Below are 24690 nucleotides of genomic sequence, written 5' to 3'. Positions count from 1 at the left end.
TGCTCGTACGTTTTTTTAATTAACTTTTCGGAATAATATCAGTTTGCGGCATGAATCAGGTAATGACCAGCTCTGTACTTTCTGAAAGTATGCCCCAAAACTCGTACACAGGCTTCCCAACTCGTAATCGGCAAAAAGATCGTCTCTCGCCGCCAGCATACGCTGCACTTGGCTGTCTTCATGCGGTATGAATTCCAACAGCAGACTTCCACCCGTGCGTAACAACGCGGCAAAAAAAGAGGCTTGCCGTTCCCACGGAATGCCTTCGGTAAAGTAAAGGTGATGAGTCAGAGCAAGAGCGCAGACGAAATCGGCCTCTCCCCTTGCCGCCCATGGCATACGTTCGGAATTAGCCCAACCGATGCCGGGTGACGGATTGGACAAATCGAGCACAAGAGGCAGGATTTTTTTGCTTATTGCTGTATTGCCGCTTTGTTGCAACCACAGATAATGACGCCCTACTGCCGGGGCGTCGATATCCGAGGCGACCACCTGTTCGAAATACGGTGCCATAACTGCGCTAAAACGACCGGTGTTCGCGCCGAGATCGTGGCCCAGCAAGCCTCCTCCGGTTTGCTTGACCGCTAACTCAACAATTTGTAGCTTTGCCGCACTGGCTTTATCGCTGTAATTGGTATTAGAATAATAATCGGTCCAGTCACCCGGTATGGAGGGGCCCCGCAGAGAGTCCACTGTCCGGCGTAATGATCCGACCAGTTCGAGCAGGGCCTTGTCGTTTATTTTCACTTGGCGCACTTTTGGGGCAGCTTTGCGGGTGTCACCGTATTTTTGCTCCGCCCATCCATGCATGTGAATATGCATTTGTAACCCGGCGCAAAAGAATGATTTCCATGGCAACAGTTTCCAAGCCAGATTCAATGGGATACCGCCAATCCAGCCGGCTGGCATCCTGCCGAGCCGGGGCTCATAAGAAGCCATAGCCAAGGGAGCCAGAAATTGCATACAAAATTGGCGATATCCGGCCCAAGGAGCGTTTGGAGTTCGTTTTTCGAAAGAAAGCAGGTCGATAAAAATGGGCTGCGAGCCGATGAACTGAACATTATAGGCAGACGCATCTTTCAAGGACAGAGAGTGCTTTAAGGCTTCAGTTTGCAATTCTAGAGTCAAACTGGCCGCGTCGCGCAATTGATAAAATGACCATTCATAAGGGTATGATATCCATGGTATTTTTTCTACTTCCAGCGTCTTCCATGCTCCTGCCTGTGGAGCAATTTCATCGAATTTTGGCAAAAGATGCCGCTCTGTTAGCGATGTGAACAAACCAGAATTGACGGCCCACTCCCAGTGCTCACGATATGTGGAATTGACAGTACGGATAATCCTGCCGGCATCATTGTATACATACCCACAGGGATCACGGAATGAGCCGGAAATTTTAAACATTTAAAGCCCCTTGGTTTTCCGGCCCAACCTGAAAAAATTTAAAATCTTGGTTTTGATGCGCCCCAAAACAGCAATAACAGAGAGGATACCCTGCACAAGAACGCTGCCAGAGCCCGGATCAAGATAACCAGCCCAGGCGGCATCCGGCATACACAGCCAAACAAACTCTAAAATAACTAATAATTCAAAAATATCGCGTGTGCGTCTTGTTATTTTCATGAATTATACCCTTAATTAATGTTTTATGACGTCATATCTGGCTCAATAAAAAGAATATATGCGGGTTTTAAACGCGCATGATATATTCCTTATAAGAAGGAATAAGAATTAAACTATATTTTATTTTTGGATTCCAAGTGGAGGAAGAGGTCTGATGGTTTGAAGTTGAGGGCAGAGCAGAGGGAAATTAAAATAATCACGGATGGTTTTCGCTCCCCTCTCAACACCTCACGCAAATACACCGGAGTGATCCCTGCCAACTTTCCCAATTGCCTTTTTGACATACCCAAGTTAACGCGTTTCTGCTCCAATATCTTCGAAATTTCTCGGTATATGTCCACCTCATCTCTCATTTTCAAAGTATATCAAAATTCTCTTGCCAATATGAGTGTCACAATCGTAACTAGAGTTACAAATGTAACCCTACCCGGAGTGGAAAAAATTATCGGATTATCTATTATTATTTTAGCTCAAAAAATTCGATAGAGGCAACTGAAATTATTTTATGGCAATGTAAAAATCTGAATCAATCATCGCAAAATTGAAATTTGTTGAGCGAATTGCTGATAATAAATATTTTAATAATGATTTTATAGAGATTGATGACAAATTTATTATTCAGGTAATGTTAATTAGAATTTCAAATTTTGATATGAAACAATATAATTTTTTTCAAATAAAATACTTTTATCAAATCATAAAAATAATTTAAATTATAGAAAATATAATATATGTGTAATGTATATGCATTTAATTGATGTGGATAAATTGGAGACAGCAAGAGCGATTATTTTGATCTACTTTTGAGTATATATTAATTAAATTTTATTTATGTTCAGGACTCATCAAAGGTAAAAAATGACAATGGCTGTGATGCAAATGGCGGACAAGAAGGAGTGGGCACACCAATCATAGCGCGTGACAATTCTGCGCCAGTTTTTGAGTCTACTGAACATGATTTCTATCTTGTGTCGTTGCTTATAAAGCTCTTTATCATACAAGACTGACTCTTTCCGGCTACGCCTGCCCGGAATGCATGGAGCGATCCCTTTGCTGAGCAAGGCCTTGCGAAACCAGTCAGCATCATAGCCCCGATCCGCCAACAGTTCCCTGGTTTGGGGCGAGGAGTCGGGCAGGCAGCGGCACCTTTGTAATCACTCACCTGGCCGCCGGTCAGATGGAGCGCTATAGGCTGGCCGGAGGCATTGCAAACGGCATGGAGTTTTGAGTATAAAGGGCCTTAGTTGAGCGAGTTATAGGGCGAGCGAAACAAAAACCCACCCGCTATGCGGATGGAAAAAATTTGTTATACAAAAAACACCTTTCCCATACGATAGAGTTGTTCAAGCCTATCGTAATTTTTAAGAGAAAGGTGTTTTTATATGAGAACTCGAATCCGAAGTTTAGCCCATACAAAATGGTTGTGCAAGTATCACATTGTCTTTTCTCCAAAATACAGGCGGAAAATAATATTTGCCAACATTCGAGAAAGTATCGGAGAAATTCTTAAGCACTTATGCAAATATAAAGGTGTTGAAATTATCGAGGGGCATCTCATGCAGGATCATATGCTGGTGAGTATCCCTCCCAAAATCAGTGTATCAAGTTTCATGGGATACCTGAAAGGGAAAAGCTCATCGATTTTTGATAGGCATGCAACCCTGAAGTATAATTGGGCAATAGGAAATTCTGGGCGGAAGAATATTTCGTCAGTACGGTTGGACTCAATGAGGCAACGATCAAAAAATACATTCAGCAGCAAGAGAAGCATGACATTCTGCAAGATCGGGTGAGTATCCGCGAATACCAAAACCCCTTCCAGGGGTAAGCCAAAGCGACAAGGGCTCTGGGCTTGAACAAAGTGAAAGCCGGCGCCTTTAGACGCTGGCCGGTAACAAACCCTTATAGGGCTGGAGCAAACCACCCGCTATGCGAGTGGTTTTGATTCGCCGAGCAGCGCCAGGACATCGATGCCCGCCGCTTCATCATTCTTAAGCGTGCGCGTGATGCTGACATTACGCTGCGTCGCCAGATCGATTGTGCGCGGTACGAGAGGTTGCCATTCCGGACTTTGGGCGACAATGACACAAGGCCGCGCCGGAAAATTGTGATTGGACCGGGAAACGACGCCCCGGTACCCTGTGGAAAGCTCCACAAGTGTGCCCACAGGATAAGTGCCCAGCATTTTAATGAAGTTTTCCACAAAATCCGGTTTCCAGGCCTCTCCCCGCATGCCGTACATAATCCCCAGAGCTTTGCTGGGAGGCAGAGGGTCCTTATAGACTCTTCTGGCCGAAAGCGCGTCGTAACAGTCGGCTACGGAAAGAATGTGCGCATATGTGCTGATTTGTCTGCCCACAAGCTGCCGGGGATAACCGGTGCCGTTGTGTTTTTCGTGGTGTTGGACGACGCCAGCGAGGATTTCAGGGGCAATGCCCTCTACCTTTTTTAATTCCCCATAGCCGAGCAAGGCATGAGAGCGCATGATCGCGAACTCCGCATCCGTCAGCCGACGCGGTGCGTTGAGAATCTCGGGAGGGATCAATTCTTTACCGATGTCATGAAACAGACCGGCCATGCCCACCAAGTGCAGCTTTGAGTCGTCAAATCCGAGATAACGGGCAAAGGCTACTGCAAATATGGTCACATTGACGCAGTGAACATAGGTATATTCATCATACGTCTTTAGTTTGGATAGAGAAATCAGGGCATCCGCATTACGGCTGAGGCTGCTGATGATGCTTTCCACATAGGGCTCTGAAGTAACAATATCCACAGGGCCGCTCTGAATGGATTGCATGAATTTTTTCACATGCCTGAAAGACTCGGCGTATACTGTTCGCGCCTGTACCAGCTCTTCAGCCAGGGGCACGCGCGCTTCGTCTTTCCGGGGCGCGTCCCCCGCGCCGTCGAGGGACATTTCCTGCTTGGGGCGGACGTGCGACTGCTCCGGGTCGTAATAAGCCTCAGTGTATCCCTGACCGATAATCTCAGCTATTTTTTCTTCAGATGCTATCAGCCCTTCCTCGGCGTATAACATGGGCGCTTTGAGCCATGATATGCCCGTATCAACGACGTACATGCCGGGCTGAAGATCTGCGACAGCTATTTTAATAGGGGGCATTGAAAAAACAGACTTTTCTGAGTGTGGACATTACTCAGATAGTTATCAGCCCGTTGGCTGTTCTAATGTAATAGGAACAACAGCTAGCCGATGTCCCAGTCCAACCCGAAGGTGTCGTGTAGAATCCGCACGGCCAGTTCCACGTACTTTTCCTGAATCAGGATGGTGATCTTGATTTCCGAGGTACTGATCATCAGGATATTGATGCCTTCCTGGGTCAGAGCCGCGAAAGCCCGCGCCGCCACACCGGAATGATTGCGCATGCCCACGCCGATGGCCGAAACCTTGGCCACGCTCACGTCATGCAGCACTTCAGAGGCTCCGGTCTTCCGGGCCACTTCGGTCATCAGTTCCAGGGTCTGCGGCAGATCCTTGCGGGAGATGGTGAAGGTCATGTCGGTATGGCCGTCCTGGCTTGTATTCTGGACGATCATATCCACCAGAACGCCCTTTTCAGAGAGCGGACCGAATACCGCCGCAGCCATTCCCGGCACGTCGGGAAGATCGCGCAGAGTCACGCGGGCCTGGTCTTTGTCGTAGGCAATGCCGGAAACAAGCACAGCTTCCATGCTGGAGTCCTCCTGGGTGACAAGAGTGCCGGGATCATCACTGAATGTGGAACGCACGCGCACAGGAACTTTGTATTTCTTGGCAAATTCCACGGAACGGATATGCAGAACCTTGGCCCCCATGCTGGCCATTTCCAGCATTTCCTCATAAGCCACGCGGTCCATTTTGCGAGCTGTGGAGCAGATGTTGGGGTCCGTGGTGTAAACGCCGTCCACATCTGTATAGATTTCGCATTCCGCCGAATCCAGAGAGGCGGCCAGAGCCACGGCCGAGGTATCCGAGCCGCCGCGGCCGAGGGTGGTGATGCGCCCGTCCTCGGTGCAGCCCTGGAAACCGGCCACCACCAGCACGTCATACTGGTCGAGGTAATCGCGCAGCGTCTTGCTGTCAATGGCGAGAATGCGTGCACGGCCGAAATCGTCGTCCGTGGTGACGGGAATCTGGCCGCCCAGCAGCGAGCGGGCACGGATTCCGGCATCTTTGAGCAGCATGGTGAAAAGACTGATGGAAACCTGCTCGCCGGTGGAAACCAGAACGTCGCATTCCGCCTTGTCCGGCGCGGGCGACCACTCATCGGCCAGAGCCAGCAGTCTGTTGGTATCCCCGGATCGGGCCGAAAGCACGGCGACAACCTTATTGCCGCGCTTGAGACCGCCCAGCACCTTTTCACGCACCTGTTTCATGCACTCCAGAGTCGCCACGGAAGTGCCGCCGAATTTCTGTACGAGAATTTTCATGCCTGTATCCATTGTCCACGATTTTTTACAGTGTGCAGCCGTCCTGCGCATCGGGACTCATCCGTCGCCCTCCGGCCAGTGCGCGCACAGGTCGCACAAAAGCTTCGCAGCGCTGGAACCGTGGGCTTGCAGCGTCAACAGACGATTTTTTTCGCATGCCTTCAGGGAGATGTCCAGAATTTCTTCAGGCAGATCCGCCGGAGAAAGATATTCGGCCCATTCCACCACGGTCAGGACGGCGGGATCTTCCAGGCCCTCCAGAATTTCATCGGGCAGGCCGCCGACGCTGCGGTACAGATCACAGTGCAGCACCGGCGGCGTGGTGGGATAGTGATTGCAGAGGGTGAAGGAAGGGCTGGCTGTTTCCGCTTTGTCGCCGCCGGGCAACGCCTGGACCAGCGCGCTGGTAAGGGTGGTTTTGCCGCTGCCCAGCGGACCGCGCAGCAGCAGCGCCCGTACGCCGGAGCCCGGCAGATGATCAGCCAGCCAGCGGCCCAGGCGGCGCGTCTCTTCAAGATTGTTCAGTCTTATTCCGGCCACGGCAGCACCTCCTGTCCCTCTCGCTCCGCCTGATCCGGATTGCCGTGCGCGAAACGCTCCCGTACCCGAGGCAGTGCGTCGGCGAGTTCAGAGGCCCTGTTGCCGCGTTCCGGCCAGGATGCTGCACATATCCGGCCCGCCAGAGCATGCAAGGCCACGCCCAGGCCTGCTGTGCACAGGCTGGGCCGGGTCACGGCGGCTCCAAGTGCCAGCAATCCGCCCAAACAGCCCGCCAGCACGTCGCCCGAGCCGCCCACAGCCAACTGGGGCACATCGTAGGGGCTGATCAGCAGCGGCGCGTCAGCCTGGCCGACAAGAGTGCCCGCGCCCTTCAGAACCATGACTCCCGCGCAACAGGCGCGGAGGGCGGCCAGAGCGGTCGGCCTGTCGGCCTGGACAACGGTCGTGTCGCACGCCAGCAGGGCGGCTGCCTCGCCGGGATGCGGCGTCAGGATGTCACGGCTTGTCATTCGTCCCAGCAAATCCGGGCGGCGGCCCAGCAGCATCAGCGCATCGGCGTCGAAAACCGCGGGCGGACGCCGGGGCATATCCAGCAGGGCGGCCAGGAAGCGGGCGGCATCCTCGCCGCGCCCCATGCCTGGGCCCACAACCAGGGCCGCGCAACGCGCGCAAAGTTCCCTGAGATCTTCGGGCAGAGTGCCGGGCCATTGTCGGCCGCCGGATTCGGTCAAAGCCAGAGTCATGATTTCCGGCCAGCCGCTTTTAATCTCCGGCAGCGATGCGGCAGGGGCCGCCGCCGTCACCAGACCGGCGCCCGCGCGTAAGGCACCCCGCGCGGCCAGGTGAGCCGCGCCGCTGAGTCCCGGCGCGCCGCCCAGCACCAGCACATGGCCGAAACTGTTTTTATAGCTGTTTTCCGGCAGCGTGGGCAGGGCGTTCAGGCAATGCCCGTCCAGGAGATATGCGCTGCAGGGGCTTGTGGCGCGTACCACAGCCGGGATGCCGATGGCGCGGACGTGCAGGCGGCCGGTCCAGGGACGCGCCCAGGGCAGAACCAGGCCGGGCTTGGCCGCCGCGAAGCTGATCGTGGCTGTGGCCCGCACTGCCACGGGCGAAGGGTGTCCGCTCGCGCCGTTAAGCCCGGAGGGAATATCCAGGGCCAGCACAAAGCGGGAGGTCGCAAGCCGGTTAATGCGTTCAATAACGTCCCGCAGAGCGGGCCTCAACTCACCGCTGAAGCCGGTGCCCAGCAGGCCGTCCACCAGGATGGCCGGAGCCTCATGCCGGTCGTGCCAATCGTGGCGGCCCAGCGGGGAGAACGGCACCCCGGCAGCCCTGGCTATGCGTACGTGTTTGGCAGTAACGCCCTTGTAAGCCCCCAAGGCCTTGGCATGCAGTACCAGTGGCCGCGCTCCGGCATCCAGCAGATGGCGGGCCAGGCAGGCGGCGTCGCCGCCGTTGTTGCCGCTGCCCATGAACAGCCAGACCGTCTGCCCGGCAAGTTTCGGGCAATGAGCGCGCAGCACGTCAAAGGCCGCCCGGGCCGCATTTTCCATCAACATGACTTCCGGCAGGCCCAGCCGTATGGCCGCCGCGTCCCAGGTCCGCATTTCCTCGGGCAGCGGCAGGGGGGGCAGAGCGTTCAGAAATTCGCGAAGACTGCGCATTATGCCTCCAGAATGACGACGGCTACCGCCACGCTGCGTTCATGACTGATGGAGAGACGACAGTGCCGGACGCCCAGACTTTGGGCCCGCTCAAGGGCCTGATCCAGGAAACGGAGTTGGGGCTCTCCGAGCGCGGTGCGCCCCGTTTCAATCTGCCGGGGGCCGATGCCCTGACTGAAGCCCGTGCCCAGCGCCTTGACCGCGGCTTCCTTGGCTGCAAAGCGTCCGGCGATGTAGGGCAGGGCCTGGGCGGGCAGGGCGGCCAGTTCCGCCGGAGTAAGGATTTTTTCCAGAAAGCGGCGTCCGAATTTGTCGTACACCCTGGCGAGGCGGGCCATTTCGGCAATGTCGATGCCCAGTCCGATGATCATGACTCTTCCCCGGCAGTCTGTTTACCCGGCGGTTGCTCGCTGAAAAAATTTAACATATACTAACATATTCAAGAACACTATTCTGACCCGTTCGAGGCCGGGACGTCAAGCGTGGCGCAAGGCCGGAGAACACAGGGAGAACAGCATACCATGAAATTGTGCATTGTCGGTACAGGCTATGTGGGGCTGGTCAGCGCCGCCTGCTTTGCGGAAATGGGCAATACCGTGACCTGCGTGGACGTGAACCCCGCCGTGGTGGAAAAACTCAATGCCGGTTCCGTGCATATTTTTGAACCCGGCCTTGAGCCCATGGTACAGCGCAGCCGCGCCGACGGCCGGTTGTCCTTCACCACCAGGCTTGAACAGGGTATTGCCGACGCGGACTGCGCCTTTATCTGCGTTGGCACGCCGCCGCAGCCGGACGGCTCCTGCGATCTGAGTTACGTGCGCCAGGTGGCCGCTGAAATCGGCCGTCATATGCAAAAGGAACTGGTGGTGGTGGATAAATCCACCGTGCCCGTGGGCACCGCCGACACGGTGCGCGGCATTATCGAGAAAGAACTGGCATCGCGCGGCCTGGATCTGCGGGTGGATGTGGTGTCCAACCCGGAATTTCTCAAGGAAGGCGATGCCATTTCGGACTTCATGAAACCGGACCGCGTAGTTCTGGGCACGGATTCCGAACGGGCGGCTTCCATTATGCGTGAATTGTACGCTCCCTTTGCCCGTACCCGCGAAAAGCTCATCGTAATGCGCGTACGCAGCGCGGAAATGACCAAATACGCCGCCAACTGCATGCTGGCGACCAAGATTTCTTTTATCAATGAAATCGCCACGATCTGCGAAAAGGTGGGAGCCGACGTGCGCGATGTGCGCACGGGCATCGGCTCTGACTCGCGCATCGGCTACCAGTTCATCTATCCGGGCGTGGGCTACGGCGGCTCCTGCTTTCCCAAAGACGTCAAGGCCCTGATTCAGACGGCTGAAAGCGCCGGGGTGGAGCCCATGCTGCTCAATGCCGTGGAAGCGGTCAACGCCCGGCAGAAAAAACATATGGCTGAACGCATTCAGGACTATTTCGCGCCCCAGGGCGGCGTCAAAGGCAAAACCCTGGCGCTCTGGGGACTGGCTTTCAAGGCCAATACCGATGATATGCGCGAGGCGGCCTCCATCAGCATTGTGAACGCACTGACCGGCGCAGGCATGAAAATTCGCGCTTTTGATCCCGTAGCCGCAGACAACGCGCGTCGTATTTTCAAGGATAATGCCCTGGTGGAGATTCTGGACGACCAATACGGCGTTTGCCGGGGTGCCCAGGCTCTTCTGGTGGTGACGGAGTGGAACCAGTTCCGCAATCCCGATTTTGACCGCGTCAAATCCTTGCTGACCGCGCCTCTGCTGTTTGACGGGCGTAACCTCTATTCCCCCTCGGCCATGGCCGAGCGCGGCTTTGCCTATTTCTGCATCGGCCGCCCCGCGGCGGCTGTATAGCCTTATTCGATCAGAGCGCGAGCGGCCGGGGCTGTGAAGTCCCGGCCGCTCGCTTCATATCATCCTTACATGGCGCTGAAAGCCCACCACCAAGCCAGCACGGGCAGCGCAAGCGCCACCAGACCAGCCGGAATTTGCGGTAATGCGGGCCAACCACGCCGTAAACGCCAGCCTTCAGCCAGGCCCAAAGCCAACCCGCAGGCCAGACCGGCCACATGGGCCGCGTAATCGGTATTTTCGCCTTCCGTTCCCAACATGGCCAGCAGGGCCGCGCCCGCCGCAATGGGCAGGACGGCCTTGCGCCGTTGCGCTTCACGGCTGGCCATCAAACCGGCCAGTGCGCCCACCGCCGCAAACAGGGCCGTGGAAAAGCCCAGACTTACAACGGCCCGTGGCCGCAGGAGCACGGTCAGAGCGTTGCCCAGGATGCCGCCCAGCATTGTCAGCCAGACGGCGCGCCCCACTCCGGTGAGGCGTGCCAGCAGGGCCAGAAAAAGCGCGCCGAAGGCCACATTGCCCCAGAGGTGGCGCAGGTCGGCGTGCAGGGTCAGGGCCGTGACCAGACGGTAGAATTGCCCGTAAACACGCACCATCACATTGTCCAGCACACCGGCATTGAACCATGTTTGCGGCGGCGGCAGAAAACCCGGTGCGGGCCACCAGCCCATGCGCAGGCCGTGCCAGATGATCAGCGGCAAAAGAAAAAAGGCCGTCAGACCGCCGTGGGGATGCACGGGCAAAGGGGGCAAAGCAGAGGCAGGGCCCCCGCGCTCGGCATCGAAATCCGTCACTTCCATGAGCGCCGCCTGTTCCAGCAGAGGCGGCACATAGATGTATTCCCGTCCCTGAAACACGCTCAGCACATGCGGTATGCTACAGGCGCTGAGCACAAGTCGCCAGTCGCGCCGCTGGGTATAGTCGGCCAGACCGGCAGGGCCGGTAATATTGCGCCAGAAGGGAGGCAGGCTGCCCGGCTTGCGCCGGACGGCCCAACGGCTTCGGGCATGAAGACGGAGTGGGGAGGGGGAGTATGAGGGCATAGATAAAAAAAGCCCCGACAGCGGACTGACGGGGCCTGTTGCGACAACCTGAAGAAAAACTAGACCTGCTTGCGCGCCGCAGGCTTGGTCACGGCACCCGAACGCAGGCAACGGGTACAAACGGTCAGGGTACGCACGCTGCCGTCCGGGAACTGATGACGCACGCGCTGCAAGTTGGGGTTGAAGCGGCGTTTGGTCTTGATATTGGAATGGCTCACGAGATTGCCGACCTGGGGCTTTTTGCCGCAGAAATCGCATTCCTTGCTCATACAATCCTCCGTATATGCAAAAAACAGTTCACTTCAATGCGGCAAAACCGTGGCCCGGCGCTGTGACGACAACAGCATTCATTAGCGGGCATGACCGCGCGAAACGATTCTGTAGCTCATGGGGCGGAAAAAGGCAAGACTTTTCCTAAAAAGAAAAACAAGCCCGCAACTATGCCGTTCCGCCGTCCAGGAAGCGATTCTGAAAAATCGTGGCGGGCATGGGCCGTCCGAAAAAGTAGCCCTGGATATAGTCCAACTGCATGGGACGCACCAGTTGCAGTTCTTCTTCCCGCTCCACGCCTTCCAGGCAGACCTTGATGTCCAGATCGTGGCAGAGTGCCACTACAAAGCGGATGAATGTGGCGTCAAAGCGGCTGTTGAGAATGTCACGCACAAAGGCGCGGTCAATTTTAACGGTATCGGCGGGGGAGGTCTTCAGCATGCTCAGCGAGGAGTAGCCGGTGCCGAAATCATCCATGGCGATGCGGATGCCCAGGCTGCGGATTTTTTTGAAAATCTCCTGCAAGACCGCATTTTCCCGGATCATGCAGCTTTCGGTGAATTCCACCACCACATTGGCGGCGTTGAGACCGGTCTTTTCCAAGGTAGTTTTGATGAAGGGCAGCATATCGCTGGAAATAACCTGCAAGTAGGAAAGATTGACGCTGATGACGAAATCCGGCCGCCATTGCGTCCATTCCTTGCACTGGCGCAGAGCCTCCTTGAAGACCCACTGGCCGAAAGGCACAATCAGGCCGCTGTGCTCCATGAGCGGAATAAATTCGGCAGGGGAGACTGTTCCGTATTTTTTGCAGTTCCAGCGTGCCAAGGCCTCGGCGCCCACCAGCCGACCGCCAGTCGCCGTAACCTGCGGCTGATAGAAAAGCTCAAAGCCTTCAAACTGGCATTCAATGCTTTCACGCAACAATTCCGTAAGGTCCAGAGCGCGCTTCTGGTCCTTGCCGAGTTGCTTGTTGAAAAAAGTGATCCGGTTGCGTCCGTTCCGTTTGGAGCCGGCAAGAGCGCATAAGGCGGCCTGCAACAATTCTTCGGGGCTTGAGGCGTCTTCAGGAAAGCGGGCGTAACCGGCGGAAAGCGGGCAGAAGTATTTTTTGCCGTCATATTCCTGCTGATAGCGGAAACTTTCAGCCACGGCGTTGTAGAAATTCTGCGCGTCGTCCGGATTCTCGTAGCGGACGACGGCGAACACATCTCCGTCCAGGCGGTAGAGCGACGCGGTTTCAGGCAGCATGACCTGGAGTTTCTGGGCAATGATCCGCAACACCTCGTCGCCGAACATCCGGTTGTGCAGATCATTAATGTGCGTGAAGTTATCCACGCCCAGCAGCATGAGACTCAGAGACGCGGACGGGCGGTTGTGTATCGCCTCTGTGACGTCTTCTTCAAATTTTATCTTGTTGTGCAGGCCGGTAATGTGGTCGATTTTGTTTTTCTGGCCCAGGTTGGTGATGAATCCGGCAAAAAGCGCCGGCTCACCGTTTTCATCCCGTTTCAGATATCCCCGGCAGCGTACCCAGACCCATTGCCCGTCGCGGTTTTTCACCCGGTATTCCACGCAGTGCGTGTCGGACCGTCCATCGGCGATAATCTGGTTGGATTCAAGAAAGGCGGCCCTGTCGTCAGGATGGACCCGTTCTCCCCAGACGGCGGCGGCATTGGGCACAACTTCGCCCGGCAGGCCGAAATCATTGACCATGGCTTTGGAATAGCGGAAGACGCCCGACGGCACTTTGGAGACATAAACATAGGCGTCCGTACTGCGGGAGAGGGCGTCGTAAAGCTGGGCGGCGCCGCGGCTCAGGCTGTCCTCGGCGGCGGGGCATTCTTCGCGCAGCCGCCGGGCGGCCAGTTTGATATGAGCCTGTTTTTTCTGCTCATACATGCTTTCATCGGCCTTGGAGAGAATGGCCGTCAGGGCCAGCTGCATGTCCGGGCGCACCTCAAAGCAGCCGAAGCAGAAACTCAATTCGTGCTCCAGGCGCAGTGCGGCTTTTTTCGTTTCCAGATTATGAAGCACATTTTTGAGATTGAGGGCCGCCGTGTGGCGGTCCAGTTCATGAAAAACAACCACGAACTCGTCGCCGCTCAGGCGGAAACAGAAATCCGCCCCGGACAGACCGGCTTCAATCTCCCGTGCCACAAGGTTGATGGCCGCGTCGCCGACCATGTGCCCGAAGGTGTCGTTGATGTTTTTAAGGTCATTGACGTCAAGAAGGGCCACGATAAGCGACGAGTCTCCTGCCTTGGCCTCGTCGATAGCCTGGGTCAGCCTTTCAAGACCGGCCCGGCGGTTCAGCAGGCCCGTGAGATCGTCGCGGGATGCCTCGCGCCGCAGGCGCTTGCTGTCGGTGATGTCGATGGATTGCTGCAAGTGCACGAGCGAACCGTCGCCCCAGCGCATCAGACTATCGTAATTTTCAAAGAAACGGCCCGTCCGCGTATTATGTTCTTCCCATCGGTATACGGAGTGGTCGTCAAGATGAGCGCTCAGATGGTTCACAGGGCAGAATTCGCAACGCCGTGATTTGTCGTTCTGCAAAACTTGCCAGCAGATTTTACCCTCAGGCTTCTCAAGCTGGAAGATATCCTTCATGAACTGGTTCATGTAGAGGATGCGGTCCGTCTGGGGATCCGTGATGTAAATGCAGACCCTTACCCGGTCCATGGCGGCATTGAAAATACGGTTATGGAAGGTCTGGTGGGAGCAGTAGGCCTGACCGGCGGTGAAAAGCCCCAGCAGTATGGCGAACAATTCCATATAGCGGCGCTGTCCGGCATCCCAGGGCGCATCCTCAGGTGCTCGGCTGAAAAGCGCAAAGCCCAGCGCCTGTCTGTTCTGGTCTCGCAGAGGCAACGCCATGCCCTGAAATATTTTTTGAAGGGAACCGGGCAGGCAGTCGCGCATTGCGTCCGCCGTGGCGTCAGGCTGATCTTGCAGGCCGCACAAGCGTTCAAAAATTTCCTGCCCGCTGAATGCCCGGCAGAGCGTCTCCTCCGGCAGATCGGGCGAGGCGCTCCAAGCAACCGGGTTGAGATGGAGGTCGTCTTTGTCCCGGCGCAGAACAATCAGGGCATTGAGGGGCAGATATGCGCGCAGCATTTCGACCAGTGACGGCAAAAGGACGGTCAGAGATTTTTCATAATCCAATCGCCCGGTTACTGCATCAATAAAACCGAACAACGCGGCATCGTTGCGCATATGGTCCATTTCCGTCCCTTTGAAGCTATATGTAGTAAATCATTCTCCGGGCCCGCCTCCCTTTCGTCAAGTAAAAAGTCCGAAGTTACTCGAAAATTTTCACCGTCACGGAGTGACAAAAAAACAGGAAAAACGAAAAAAGGTTTTCTCGCGGGGAGTCATGCAGGAACCCTAGGAGAGGTATAAGATCAATTATGGCACTGACTAGTGGCGACTTTGCAGATTGTCCCAGCTGGCCCCCCGCGTTGATTGCAGCAAGGGATTTACCTGCGCCCCGCTTTCGGGGTAGGAGGTCGCATTCCGATTTGCTGCAACTGCCAAGGGGGCCGACTGTGGAGGATTTCGATATCATTATCGTCGGTGCGGGACCGGCTGGCTCTTGCCTGGCCCGTCTCGCCGCCGGGCTGCCGGGTCTGCGCATCGCTCTGCTGGACGCCAGGGCTTTGGACAGCGCTTACACCGGAACCGGACGAATCAAGAGCTGCGGCGGCCTCATGGCACCGGATGCCCAAAAGGCCTTGGCCCGCATGGACATGGCCCTGCCGTCGCGCCTTCTGGTAACACCGCAGCTTTTCGCGGTGCGCACTCTGGATCTGCCCAGCGGCCTGGAAAGAAACTACCAACGCTTTTATCTGAATCTGGATCGCGAAGCCTTTGACCGCTGGTTGTTTGCCTCTGTAGGCGACAGTGTGCGGAAATTTTCCTCTGTCATGGTAAAAAAGCTGCACCGGGAAAGGGACGGATACGGCGTGCTCTGCGAAGACGGCACGCATCTGTATTGCCGCTTCATTGTGGGCGCTGACGGAGCCAATTCCGTGGTGCGGCGAAAGCTGTTTTCCCAGCTGCGCCCGACATGCTATATCTCCATTCAGGAACGCTTTGCCCTTGAATCGCGCAAGCCGCATTTCGCGACTTTTTTCGATCCGGAAATCACGGATTATTACGCCTGGGGCCTGCCCAAGGGACAGGAATATCTTCTCGGCGCGGCCATTCCGGCAACAGCTGGCGCGGGGAAGACATTTCTGCGTTTCAAGGAAAAGATCAGGCCCTTCGGATATAACCTGCGAGAGCCGCTCAGCCGTGAAAGTACCCTGATTCTCCGACCTGACGGTCCGCCCGCCTCCGGCGTGCTGCCGGACGGCAGGGCCTGCCTGCTTGGCGAGGCGGGCGGCTACATCAGCCCCAGCTCCGCCGAGGGCTTCAGTTACGCCTTTCGCACGGCCATGCTGTTATACCGCAGTCTGCGGCTGGCCGGAGAGGACAGGTCATCCGACGCGTATTTCAGGAATGTCTGCCGCTGGCAGGACCACCTTTTGCGGCCGTTACGCCTGGAACTCTGGGGTAAATGCCTCAAGCGGCAGATACTTTACCGCCCCTTCCTGCGCCGCTTGGTCATGCGCTCCGGGTTGAGGCATCTGCGCTGCCTCGAGTCCTGATCCGTAAAGACATGCGTTCAGGGGCTTGCCATGAGAAGAGCGGCACAGCTTTGAAAGTGGAGGTTTACACTGCGAATCAGCTTCAGCTTCGCTGGTGCGGCCAATTTGCCTCGCTCAGCTCCCGGTCAAGTTCGTCCGCAAATTCTTCCCTGCCCGGCAGCACGGCCAGACCAAGCTGAACCCGCAGCAGCGCGGCTTCCGCCAGCGGCGTGAAGACAAGGCCTTTCCGTTGGATGGCCGCAAAGGAAACCGGCAGCAGGCCCATGCCTTCGCCGGAAGCGATGCGCGCCAGCAGAACGTCATACTCCGCCGGTTCCTCAAGATAGGTGGGGGCAAAACCAACATGGGCGAACACGCCCCGCATATGATCAAAAAAGGCCGGATTGCTCTCCCGGCGGAACCAGAACAAGGACTTGCCGTTCAACCTCCTGAGAGGCGGCCTGCCATGCCGGGCTTCGGGCCAGCTTTCGGGCAGAACCGCCTGCAACGGTTCGGCATACGGCAAAGGCCGGAGGGCGAGGCCGGGTGCTTCCAGAGGCAGAGCCACCAGGGCTGCGTCCAGCCGGCCCCTGCGTACGGCGCGCGCCAGGCGGGGCGAGGTTTCCCGCGTCACGCGCAGCCGTTCGCCGTACCGGCCGCGCAAATGCGCTTCCATGCCGGAAAAAACTCCCTGTTCAAAAGCGGTGGTCAGACCCAGAGCAATAATGTTTCCCACGGGCTGCGCCAGATCCGCCAACCGCGCGAAGGTTTTTTCCTGCAGGCGCAAAAGCGGCCGGATGATCTCCAGCACCCGCGCGCCGTCCTTTGTCAGGGTCAGCCCCTTGGTATGCCGGACAAAGAGCGTCAGCCCCAGGCGCTCTTCCAGCTTTTTGATCAAGCGGCTCAAGGGAGGCTGGGAGATCAGCAGCCGTTGCGCCGCCCGGTGCAGATTGCTTTCCTCGGCCGCGACGGCAAAACAGCGCAGTGCGTGCATGTCTGATGCATTGGGCGGAATATTTGTCATACCTGAAAGGTATCGCAAACAACGCACGATGAAAAGCCTGGACAGGCTCCTATAACGGGGAAAAAGGAGAAAGACATGCATTCCGAACGTTACGCGACCGGTCTGAACATTCTGCGTCAAGTGGACGGCAAGAGCGGCGAAGTCGTGCTGGAAAGCCTGCGGGATATCGCGCCCGACTTTGCCCGCTACCTCATTGAATTTCCGTTTGGAGACATCTACGCCCGTCCCGGACTCGATCTGAAGAGCAGGGAAATCGCGGTGGTCGCCGCCCTGACCGCCTTGGGCAACGCAAGTCCACAGCTCAAGGTGCATATCTCCGCCGCGCTGCATGTGGGCTGCACGCGGGAAGAGATTGTGGAAGTCATCATGCAGATGGCCGTATACGCCGGATTCCCGGCGGCTCTGAACGGCCTGTTCGCCGCCAGGGAGGTTTTTGCGGTTCACGCTGAGGCCTGAACAAAGCAATCCGGACGGGTGAACGCTTCGCGGCGCTCACCCGCCGCCGGAAGCGTGTGCATCGCTCCCGTCCGGAGCGCCTGCGGGGCGCCTCTTGTCCGGCAGGCATGCGAGCCCGATCCCCAGCAGCACAAACAACAGACCGAACCAGTAGGCTCCGCTGATACTCTCATGCAGCACCGCCCACGAAAGCAACACGCCGGTGAGCGGAACCAGGCCGGTGAACGAAGCGGCAATCCCCGCCGGAACAACGGCAATACCTTTAAACCAGAACACATAGGACAGAAAGGACACGAAAATTCCGTAATAGCCGATGCAAAGAGCCGTGGAAAACGGCATGGCCGCAAAATCATATTCTCTGGCCTCATACACGGCGCAGGGCAGCAGGCAGAGGAAGGCGTACAGGGAAATCAGCGCGGTTCTGCGTAGCGCCGTCAGCTGCCCGCATTTTGCCCTGCTCATGACTGAAAAGCCGGATTCGCAAAGAACGGCGGCCAGAATCAGACAGTTCCCCAGAATGGCATCGGCCGCCTGTGAGGCATCATTCAAAAAAGGATGGAGATTGACGGCCAGAATGCCGATGGACACGCTGACGGCCCCGATCACGCGCTTTCCGGATATTTTTTCGCGCAGCAGCACAAAAGCCAGAAACGCGATGAGCGCCGGGGCCGCGCTGCTGATGAGCCCGGCCGCCGCCGCTGTGGTGTGGCGCAGCCCCCGGAAGATGAATGCACGGTACAGAACGATCCCGAACAGGGCCTGCAACAGAAGCGCAAGATGGGTTTTGCCGTCTGTTTTCCATGGACCGCGCCGCTGCCGGAAGGCCAAAGGCAGCAGGATCAGCAGGCTGACGAAGATGCCCAGCTCCGCGGCGAGAAAGACCGGCATAGACGCGACCATGCATTTTCCGGCCACTACGGCGCTTCCCGCAATGCTCATAGCCGTTGCGAGAAAAAGATACGCCTTTATTCGCTTGTTTTTCATTGTCCAGCCCGGATGTGATGCTAAAAAATCCGAGGGAAGGCTCCGGCATCCTTGCCAGAGCCGCCTTGCCTCTTTCCGGCGGCCACTGTAGTGTGGACAAAGTGGATAAAAAAGATCCACTTTCAAAGAACTTTGACCATACCACTTGAGGTGGTTGATTATGTGGCTGGAGCTGCAAACAGGCATTGGCGTACCGTTGAGCAGGCAGGTTTACGAGCAGGTAAAGGCCCTGATTCTGCGCGGCGATCTGGAAGCGGAAGAAAAACTGCCCTCCAGCCGCACCCTGGGCAAAGATCTGGGAATAGCGCGGCACACCGTGCTTGAGGCATACGAGCAGTTGCTTGCCGAGGGCTATCTGGAAGCGCGCCACGGCTCCGGAACCCGCGTTGCCCACGGCATAGCCGCCGTCATGCTGAAGCCGGGAACCGCCGTCCCCCTCCCGGCGCAAAAACGGCCGCAAGCCCACGTTATTGAAACAGGCTGCGTCAATTTCCGTTCAGGCATTCCGGCCCTGGAGAACTTTCCTCAAAAGGAGTGGGGCAGACTGTACCGGGGTATTTGTGAGAGTCTGCCCGGCCGCGCCTTTCGCTACAGCAGTCCCGGCGGCGTATGGGAGTTGCGTGAAGCCATTGCGGCCTATCTTTTCAGGGTACGCGGCATCCGCGTGCCGCCGGAGCGGGTGATGATCACTTCCGGCTCCACGCAGGGTTTACGGATTGTGGCCGGGCTCCTGCGCGGGGATGGCGACACGGTGCTGGTGGAAGATCCCGTCCACACGGGACTGCTGGAGGTCGTCGCCAGGGCCGGATACGCCGTGGAGGGGCTGCGGGCTGATGAGCGCGGCATGGATACTTCCGCCCTGGAGACATTCAATCGGGAAAAAGCGGCACGCATCGCCTTTGCCTATGTGACGCCATCACACCAATATCCCTTGGGTGGTGTGCTGCCAGTGCAACGCCGCCAAGCCCTGATCAGTTTTGCCCAAGCGTTTGGATGCCGCATTGTGGAGGACGATTACGACAGCGAATTCCGCTATGAAGGCGCTCCCCTCAGTTCTTTGTATGAACTCGCTCCTGAGACAGTGGTCTATCTGGGCTCATTCAGCAAAATACTCGCACCTGCCATGCGCCTGGGCTTCGCCATCGTGCCGGAAACTCTGCAAGAGCCTTGGAGGCGGGAAAAGCTATACACGGACGTGCACACAGACGCCCTGTCGCAACATGCGCTGGCCGCTTTCATCAGCGGGGGCGGTCTGGAACGGCATATCTGGAAAATGCGAAAGCTGTATCAGCGCAAACGGGCGCGCCTGCTGCAAAGCCTGGCGCGGCACTTCGGCGATCGCTTCGAGCTCAGGGGACAGGCTGCGGGCCTGCATCTGGTGGCGGCTTTTCCGGGTGTTGTTTTTACAAAGGAACTTCTGGCCCGGCTTCATCAGCGCGGCGTCTCGGTCGTGCCGGTTGAGGCATATTCCCTCTGCCGGGACGGCGCGCACGGGCACGAACTTATCCTGGGCTATGCGCACTTGAGCGAGGAAGAGCTGGACAGGGGCGTGGAGTTGCTCAAGGAGGGGCTTGCCGCCCGTTAGAGACGCGACCGCGTTTGCAATCCCTATTTCCGCAACAGCCTCAAAACCTCGCTGTTGTCTTCAACTGTTTCAAACGCTGCGCGCAGCTCGTCGGGCAGTCGGATCGGCCTGCCGCTTTTAAGGTCGATATAGACCCAGTTGGTTTCCGCCTCGGCAAGCAGCGTCTTGTCCGCGCCGCGCCAGAACAGATAGCGGCGCAGGCTCTGCCGTGGCGCGAATGCAGAAACCCAGGTGGCCGCCGTGATGACTTCGCCCGGAAACGCCGGGCGCTTGTAGGAGATGGTGTGCTGCCTGACCACCCAGCTTTGGCCCACGGCCTCGTAGCGCTCCATGCTCCAGCCCACGGAAGTGGAGTGCTGTATTGCCAAATCCTGCATCCACTGCACATAGCTCAGGTTGCTCACACGCTTCTGCATGTCGATATCCTGAGCTTCGACTATAATTTCTTGTGTAAAGATGCGCATTACTTTCTCCCTGGTCCATAAGGGGACGAAAACGAACGGTCGTTCTCGTATCCTTTCAGTATTTCATAAGATCCTCACTACTTCAACGGTTCTGTCATCTGCTTTCATCAGGGCATTTTTACAGGATCATTCCGCGCCGCCTGATCCGGCAGAATCGCCGTTATAAATAGAAGATTCCCGGTTGGATAGAGCAAAAAAGAAATACCGGGGAATACTATTTTTCTATAGCAATCTGTCTATGTTTTGCTATATTGAAACCATCAGACCCATCTGATGATATTATTCAAAGGAGGGTGTTTATGTTGATGGAAGCGGAATGCGAAACCTTGGTAGCTGGCTTCGACCGTGAAACTCGTCTTGCCTTGGCCCATTCAGCCTGCCTGATGCTGGCGCTGGACCGGGAGCTGTCCCCCAAAGATGCGGTAGCCGATGCATGCCAGGTTTTTTCCACCGTATTCCCAAAGAATGAGAAGGAATAATCAAGAAAGCCGGAGCGCTGGAGGATCGTCCTTATCTGCGCAAGCCCCCGGTTCCACCGGAACCGGGGGCTCTCCATTATCGGCCGGAACTTCTAGGTTCAGCCCTCATTAAAACGCCGTCCGCAAAAAACTGAATTTTTTCGGACAGCAAGGCGCAAAGGAGAAATTGGGCGAAGCTGTATTGAACATACCGCGAGGTCAGTTTCTTTTTTGCAACGCAACTGCACGGAAAAAGGCGGCTTTGCATGGTCGGGCCTGCTCGGGGACGTATACATAATGCAGGCCCCGGCAGATGAACAAAAAATGGTGTCGAGAGCGTTTATCCGGGGGCTTGCCGAAGCGAGTAGTTTTGGTGTATGCTCCAAGCATACATAAGAATATGTGCGACTACGCAAGGAGCAAATATGCAGCCAGTAACCACAGTCCGGTTCGACCCGGAAATCCGCGAGCAGCTTGACAAGATGGCCGAGCGGATGGACAGGCCCCGCGCCTGGATTATCAAGGAAGCTGTTGCTCAATACCTTGAGCGTGAGACATGGTATCTGGCCGAGGTGAAAAAAGGAATAGACGATGCGGAAGCGGGCAGAGTAATCAGCCATGAGGAAATGGGAGAACGGTTAAAGGCCAAGGGCTTCAATGTCGCCCCGTAGACCCTTACCCTTTGAATGGACGGAATCCGCAGGGGAAGACATAGAGGGCATTGTCGACTACCTACTCGGTGAAAGTCTGGCCTTTGAAGCCGTTGGAGACTATGTGAAGCGCATTTATAAGGTACCCGAGTACCTAGCTACGCTTCCGGGAGCCGGTAAGCCGGGGAGAGTCCCTAACACTAGGGAGTGGCTTGTCAAAGACACTCCGTATGCGCTCATTTACCGCGTGTTGCCTGACCGGATACAAATCTTGCGTGTCATGCATGGCAGCCGTCAATTTCCCGAACAGCATGGCGTGCCGAAGATATATTCGCTACGTTAAGCGCATGAGTACGCAAATTTATTCAAAGATGTTAAAACCGAGCTATCCATTTGCATAACGTTGAGCAGAACAAGAGGGCCGGACAGAGTTTGAGGGTACTTTCGTCCTCAACAAACTGACCGGCCCTGCTGGCTAGCTTATTCGTTCCCTGCGGAAGCTCAACGTAACGGCAATATATCCATACAAAAAGCGGCCCTTGCCAGGCCGCTTCCGCTTATTCCGCTTTCATGTGATGCACTAATTCAAAGCCGTTGAAGGTACTGGATAGCCTCTCAAGCCACTCAAGGGGAAGAGCCAGAACTCCCGCGATGTTGTTCAAGTCAACGCCGCAAGCTTCCTGTTCTTGGCCATAATGCTTCATCAATGTGGCTATGCAATAGAAATGGTCATAGACTTTGTTCAAAACGTCAAACAGCTCGTCCGAGTTGGTGATTTTGAGTAGTTCCTGCTCATCTCGCAAAATGTAATGTGGTATCTCGTAGGAGCGGACTTCGAAGGATTGTACAGCATTTTTTGTGGCAGGCTCGGGCGAACCGCTTCGGTTCTCGCTATTGTGATTGGTGGCTGGATTGGCTTGACTGAATTCAATAAGGGCTTGCGCCGCTTCCTGAAGTTTTTCTGCTAGATTCCCGAGGCCGGGTAACAGAATTGATGGCGAATTGTTCAGGTCTGTAGAAGTGCTCATGACACGCTCCAGTGTTGCTCTTATTGGAACTTATCAAAATGACAAGCTCCGGGTGCTAAGAACCGTCACTGGAACGGCGGGCTATTTCCCGTTGCCGGTATTGTATTTCGCCCACACCCGGAGATATGACATTAGAACGCCAAACAGAAGGCGCAAAAAAGACCATAGCTATCGGGACGGCAGGCCGCCAGTGAATAAAGGTGTTCTTAAGCACCTAAAAGATAAAATCATGGAACGGGGAAACAGTCAAGAGCGGGATTTGGGCTTAGATTTTTTGGCAGATTTTTCCTGAGGAATAATTTTGGGATGAGGCCTTGATTCTATCTCAAGTTTTGCGCCTGCCTCTTTAAGCTCAATATCTTTTTTGAGTATGTCGAATGAGAGAAGTATCATTACTAATCCCCAACAAAGCAGTAGCAGTCCAAGTGTAACAATAGACAAGCTAAGTCCATTAAAAACAATTATAGTCGACTCTCTAAATGTAAATATATTCTGAGAAATATTAGCTAGAAAAGGAATAAAAAGGGTTATTACTAAAAGGTAAATTGCAGAAGAAAGGGCTGGAAAAAGTTTTCGTGAAAAAGAGAAGAAGTGTTTCAGCCTATCTCCTTTTTCAAGGACAAAGGGTAATAGAACGGCAAACCACGCTCCAATAAGTCCAAATATAAGAATACTTGTCTGACGCAGGGCGTCATACATAAAAACTTGCTGTTGCCAAGGGATCTTCTTGCCTATAAAAAAACTCAATATGAGTAAAATCAATATAAAAACTAGAAGCATCCATTTAAGCTTTTTATTCCGCATAAGATTGAGCAAGGATTTTTTCCTTATTGTGATTAAGTGCGGCTAATAAAGAGTTAGCATTAATTATTCCAAAGGAATTGCGCTCAACCTCGATATTAAGTTCAGTTTTTGCTAAACAAGTATCAAACCAATGAGTATTTGCACTATCTCCTTTAAAAATAACTCCAACACGTCCAATATCATTAGGATGTGATGTCCATTCTTCAATTATCTCGTCCAATTCATCTCTTGTAGGAGTCCATCCTATAGTTGCATCGTAATTAATAGGATGGTTTCTTACTGTTGATTCTGAAATCCCAAGTTTACCAAGCCATTTTTGCCAAAGAGTCTCATCATCGACTTTAACCATGGGCCTAAGTTCTGACTGCTGCCTAATCTTGGTGATATTATGGCGTTGCGACTTTATTTGTTGAATCTTTCCGGGCAGACGGGCGGGCTTGGCAACAAAAGATGGGATATAGTTTCCGCCATCTGTTGCATCTCTTCCATAGCAAATAGAATCTTCATCGTCTTCATAACAAAATACATGATTCGGATGTTTATTCGCTAAAAAAGATTCTATATAGCTACACATATCTTGGCGTCCATTAGAACGACGCTCAAATCTTACAGTTGCAAATATATCTCTAGCATGTCTTGGAAACCAAAAATATGTCTCATAACCTGGTATGTATTCATCTGAGAATTGTGATACTTTTATATCCGTATTTCCAACAGGTTTAAATCCATTTATTGCTGAAACTATATTTTCATCAGTTGTGTCATATCCATTCCAAGTAATCAAAACAGCACTATTGTCACGTTCACAATGCATATCATAACAATATATATTACTTTGCTGACTATCTTCCTGTGGAGTAAAAGTGACTGTTTGCCCTACCATTTTGTTTCTAGTCCATTGATATAATCCTTTGAGCATATCGTGCTTAAAGCAAAATGCATGTGATCTGTCTTCAATGTTGAAATAACCGCATTTGATAATGTCATAGAACGCGACTTTGGCAAGGACTTGACTCATTTGTGCTCCTATGAAAATAACTAAATTTAATTTTTATATATAATAACAAATAGTAAAGTTATTTTCAACTTGCCATAATTGATCGCTTGTTTTTAGACTCCTCGGCAAAAAAGATTAAGGAAGTCAGGCAGTTTTGTATACGCCTGCAACATTTCCCGCCATTCCTGATTACTGACATAAGGGGCACGCCT

General features: G+C 54.7%; 24 protein-coding genes and 2 pseudogenes. 8 read left to right on the top strand and 18 right to left on the bottom strand.

Going from position 1 to position 24690, the window contains the following annotated elements; all coding sequences use genetic code 11:
* Nucleotides 1-15 precede the first annotated feature (15 nt).
* The 4 genes and pseudogenes from KH208_RS01280 to KH208_RS01270 all read right to left on the bottom strand — a co-directional run.
* Nucleotides 16-1404, bottom strand: a complete 1389-nt coding sequence (locus tag KH208_RS01280; RefSeq protein WP_291433123.1) for a hypothetical protein — start codon at nt 1402-1404, stop codon at nt 16-18.
* Nucleotides 1405-1623 carry a hypothetical protein gene (locus KH208_RS01275; protein ID WP_291433122.1) on the bottom strand — a complete coding sequence of 73 codons (219 nt, stop codon included), beginning with the start codon at nt 1621-1623 and terminating at the stop codon, nt 1405-1407.
* 113 nt (nt 1624-1736) lie between these two features.
* A complete protein-coding gene (locus KH208_RS15495; protein ID WP_367114931.1) occupies nt 1737-1976 on the bottom strand; it encodes a helix-turn-helix domain-containing protein in 240 nt (79 codons plus the stop codon).
* A 492-nt stretch (nt 1977-2468) separates the two neighbouring features.
* A pseudogene (locus KH208_RS01270) lies at nt 2469-2863 on the bottom strand (IS5 family transposase); the annotation flags it as partial.
* 142 nt (nt 2864-3005) lie between these two features.
* On the opposite strand from KH208_RS01270, the pseudogene tnpA reads away from it, so the two are divergent.
* Nucleotides 3006-3451, top strand: a pseudogene (gene tnpA, locus KH208_RS01265) (IS200/IS605 family transposase).
* Nucleotides 3452-3550: 99 nt separating this feature from the next.
* Here tnpA and KH208_RS01260 read toward each other — a convergent pair.
* The 5 genes from KH208_RS01260 to KH208_RS01240 all read right to left on the bottom strand — a co-directional run bounded on the left by KH208_RS01260 (nt 3551) and on the right by KH208_RS01240 (nt 8593).
* Nucleotides 3551-4747 (bottom strand): HD-GYP domain-containing protein, encoded by a 1197-nt coding sequence (locus KH208_RS01260; RefSeq protein ID WP_291433121.1) that lies wholly within the window; start codon nt 4745-4747, stop codon nt 3551-3553.
* An 83-nt stretch (nt 4748-4830) separates the two neighbouring features.
* Nucleotides 4831-6054 (bottom strand): aspartate kinase, encoded by a 1224-nt coding sequence (locus tag KH208_RS01255; protein ID WP_291433120.1) that lies wholly within the window; start codon nt 6052-6054, stop codon nt 4831-4833.
* Nucleotides 6055-6111: 57 nt separating this feature from the next.
* Nucleotides 6112-6594 (bottom strand): tRNA (adenosine(37)-N6)-threonylcarbamoyltransferase complex ATPase subunit type 1 TsaE, encoded by a 483-nt coding sequence (tsaE, locus tag KH208_RS01250; protein WP_291433119.1) that lies wholly within the window; start codon nt 6592-6594, stop codon nt 6112-6114.
* The gene (locus KH208_RS01245) at nt 6582-8222 is read right to left on the bottom strand and encodes an NAD(P)H-hydrate dehydratase (protein ID WP_291433118.1); all 1641 of its coding nucleotides are present in this window, start codon (nt 8220-8222) and stop codon (nt 6582-6584) included. Before KH208_RS01245 ends, tsaE begins: the two co-directional genes overlap by 13 nt.
* On the bottom strand, nt 8222-8593 hold the full coding sequence (locus KH208_RS01240) for a holo-[acyl-carrier-protein] synthase (RefSeq protein ID WP_291433117.1): 372 nt from the start codon (nt 8591-8593) through the stop codon (nt 8222-8224). Before KH208_RS01240 ends, KH208_RS01245 begins: the two co-directional genes overlap by 1 nt.
* A 150-nt stretch (nt 8594-8743) precedes the next feature.
* Between KH208_RS01240 and KH208_RS01235 the strand changes: the two genes are divergently transcribed.
* Nucleotides 8744-10084 (top strand): UDP-glucose/GDP-mannose dehydrogenase family protein, encoded by a 1341-nt coding sequence (locus tag KH208_RS01235; protein WP_291433116.1) that lies wholly within the window; start codon nt 8744-8746, stop codon nt 10082-10084.
* 65 nt (nt 10085-10149) lie between these two features.
* On the opposite strand, the gene KH208_RS01230 is transcribed toward KH208_RS01235, so the two are convergent.
* The 3 genes from KH208_RS01230 to KH208_RS01220 all read right to left on the bottom strand — a co-directional run bounded on the left by KH208_RS01230 (nt 10150) and on the right by KH208_RS01220 (nt 14613).
* Nucleotides 10150-11124 carry a rhomboid family intramembrane serine protease gene (locus KH208_RS01230; protein WP_291433115.1) on the bottom strand — a complete coding sequence of 325 codons (975 nt, stop codon included), beginning with the start codon at nt 11122-11124 and terminating at the stop codon, nt 10150-10152.
* A 59-nt stretch (nt 11125-11183) separates the two neighbouring features.
* On the bottom strand, nt 11184-11393 hold the full coding sequence (gene rpmB / locus KH208_RS01225) for a 50S ribosomal protein L28 (RefSeq protein WP_291433114.1): 210 nt from the start codon (nt 11391-11393) through the stop codon (nt 11184-11186).
* A 169-nt stretch (nt 11394-11562) separates the two neighbouring features.
* The gene (locus KH208_RS01220; RefSeq protein ID WP_291433113.1) at nt 11563-14613 is read right to left on the bottom strand and encodes an EAL domain-containing protein; all 3051 of its coding nucleotides are present in this window, start codon (nt 14611-14613) and stop codon (nt 11563-11565) included.
* A 332-nt stretch (nt 14614-14945) separates the two neighbouring features.
* Here KH208_RS01220 and KH208_RS01215 point away from each other — a divergent pair, with 332 nt between their 5' ends.
* The gene (locus tag KH208_RS01215; RefSeq protein WP_291433112.1) at nt 14946-16049 is read left to right on the top strand and encodes an FAD-binding protein; all 1104 of its coding nucleotides are present in this window, start codon (nt 14946-14948) and stop codon (nt 16047-16049) included.
* A gap of 82 nt (nt 16050-16131) precedes the next feature.
* Here KH208_RS01215 and KH208_RS01210 read toward each other — a convergent pair whose 3' ends face one another.
* A complete protein-coding gene (locus tag KH208_RS01210; protein WP_291433111.1) occupies nt 16132-17022 on the bottom strand; it encodes a LysR family transcriptional regulator in 891 nt (296 codons plus the stop codon).
* 105 nt (nt 17023-17127) lie between these two features.
* Between KH208_RS01210 and KH208_RS01205 the strand changes: the two genes are divergently transcribed.
* Nucleotides 17128-17508, top strand: coding sequence for a carboxymuconolactone decarboxylase family protein (locus KH208_RS01205; protein ID WP_062252051.1), 381 nt, complete (start codon nt 17128-17130; stop codon nt 17506-17508).
* Between the two features lie 36 nt (nt 17509-17544).
* On the opposite strand, the gene KH208_RS01200 is transcribed toward KH208_RS01205, so the two are convergent.
* Nucleotides 17545-18492 carry a DMT family transporter gene (locus tag KH208_RS01200; RefSeq protein WP_291433110.1) on the bottom strand — a complete coding sequence of 316 codons (948 nt, stop codon included), beginning with the start codon at nt 18490-18492 and terminating at the stop codon, nt 17545-17547.
* A gap of 160 nt (nt 18493-18652) precedes the next feature.
* Here KH208_RS01200 and KH208_RS01195 point away from each other — a divergent pair, with 160 nt between their 5' ends.
* Nucleotides 18653-20077: a PLP-dependent aminotransferase family protein gene (locus KH208_RS01195; protein ID WP_291433109.1), complete on the top strand. Its 1425-nt coding sequence runs from the start codon at nt 18653-18655 to the stop codon at nt 20075-20077.
* 23 nt (nt 20078-20100) lie between these two features.
* On the opposite strand, the gene KH208_RS01190 is transcribed toward KH208_RS01195, so the two are convergent.
* The gene (locus KH208_RS01190; protein ID WP_291433107.1) at nt 20101-20541 is read right to left on the bottom strand and encodes a thioesterase family protein; all 441 of its coding nucleotides are present in this window, start codon (nt 20539-20541) and stop codon (nt 20101-20103) included.
* A 299-nt stretch (nt 20542-20840) separates the two neighbouring features.
* Here KH208_RS01190 and KH208_RS01185 point away from each other — a divergent pair, with 299 nt between their 5' ends.
* The 3 genes from KH208_RS01185 to KH208_RS15490 all read left to right on the top strand — a co-directional run bounded on the left by KH208_RS01185 (nt 20841) and on the right by KH208_RS15490 (nt 21992).
* Nucleotides 20841-21020, top strand: a complete 180-nt coding sequence (locus KH208_RS01185; protein WP_291433105.1) for a hypothetical protein — start codon at nt 20841-20843, stop codon at nt 21018-21020.
* Between the two features lie 404 nt (nt 21021-21424).
* Entirely contained in the window at nt 21425-21670 is a 246-nt protein-coding gene (locus KH208_RS01180) for a CopG family ribbon-helix-helix protein (protein WP_291433103.1), read from the top strand.
* Nucleotides 21657-21992, top strand: a complete 336-nt coding sequence (locus tag KH208_RS15490; RefSeq protein ID WP_367114930.1) for a type II toxin-antitoxin system RelE/ParE family toxin — start codon at nt 21657-21659, stop codon at nt 21990-21992. Before KH208_RS01180 ends, KH208_RS15490 begins: the two co-directional genes overlap by 14 nt.
* Before the next feature lie 214 nt (nt 21993-22206).
* Here the strand turns inward: KH208_RS15490 and KH208_RS01175 are convergent, their stop codons facing one another.
* The 3 genes from KH208_RS01175 to KH208_RS01165 all read right to left on the bottom strand — a co-directional run bounded on the left by KH208_RS01175 (nt 22207) and on the right by KH208_RS01165 (nt 24499).
* Nucleotides 22207-22677: a hypothetical protein gene (locus KH208_RS01175; RefSeq protein WP_291433102.1), complete on the bottom strand. Its 471-nt coding sequence runs from the start codon at nt 22675-22677 to the stop codon at nt 22207-22209.
* A gap of 246 nt (nt 22678-22923) precedes the next feature.
* Nucleotides 22924-23493, bottom strand: a complete 570-nt coding sequence (locus KH208_RS01170) for a hypothetical protein (RefSeq protein WP_291433101.1) — start codon at nt 23491-23493, stop codon at nt 22924-22926.
* Nucleotides 23471-24499: a hypothetical protein gene (locus KH208_RS01165; RefSeq protein ID WP_291433100.1), complete on the bottom strand. Its 1029-nt coding sequence runs from the start codon at nt 24497-24499 to the stop codon at nt 23471-23473. Before KH208_RS01165 ends, KH208_RS01170 begins: the two co-directional genes overlap by 23 nt.
* Nucleotides 24500-24690: the final 191 nt, after the last annotated feature.

Source organism: Desulfovibrio sp. (genome assembly GCF_018379785.1).
GTDB lineage: Bacteria > Desulfobacterota > Desulfovibrionia > Desulfovibrionales > Desulfovibrionaceae > Desulfovibrio.
Note: the sequence above shows the minus strand (reverse complement) of the source record. Positions and strands in the feature narration are given on the sequence as shown.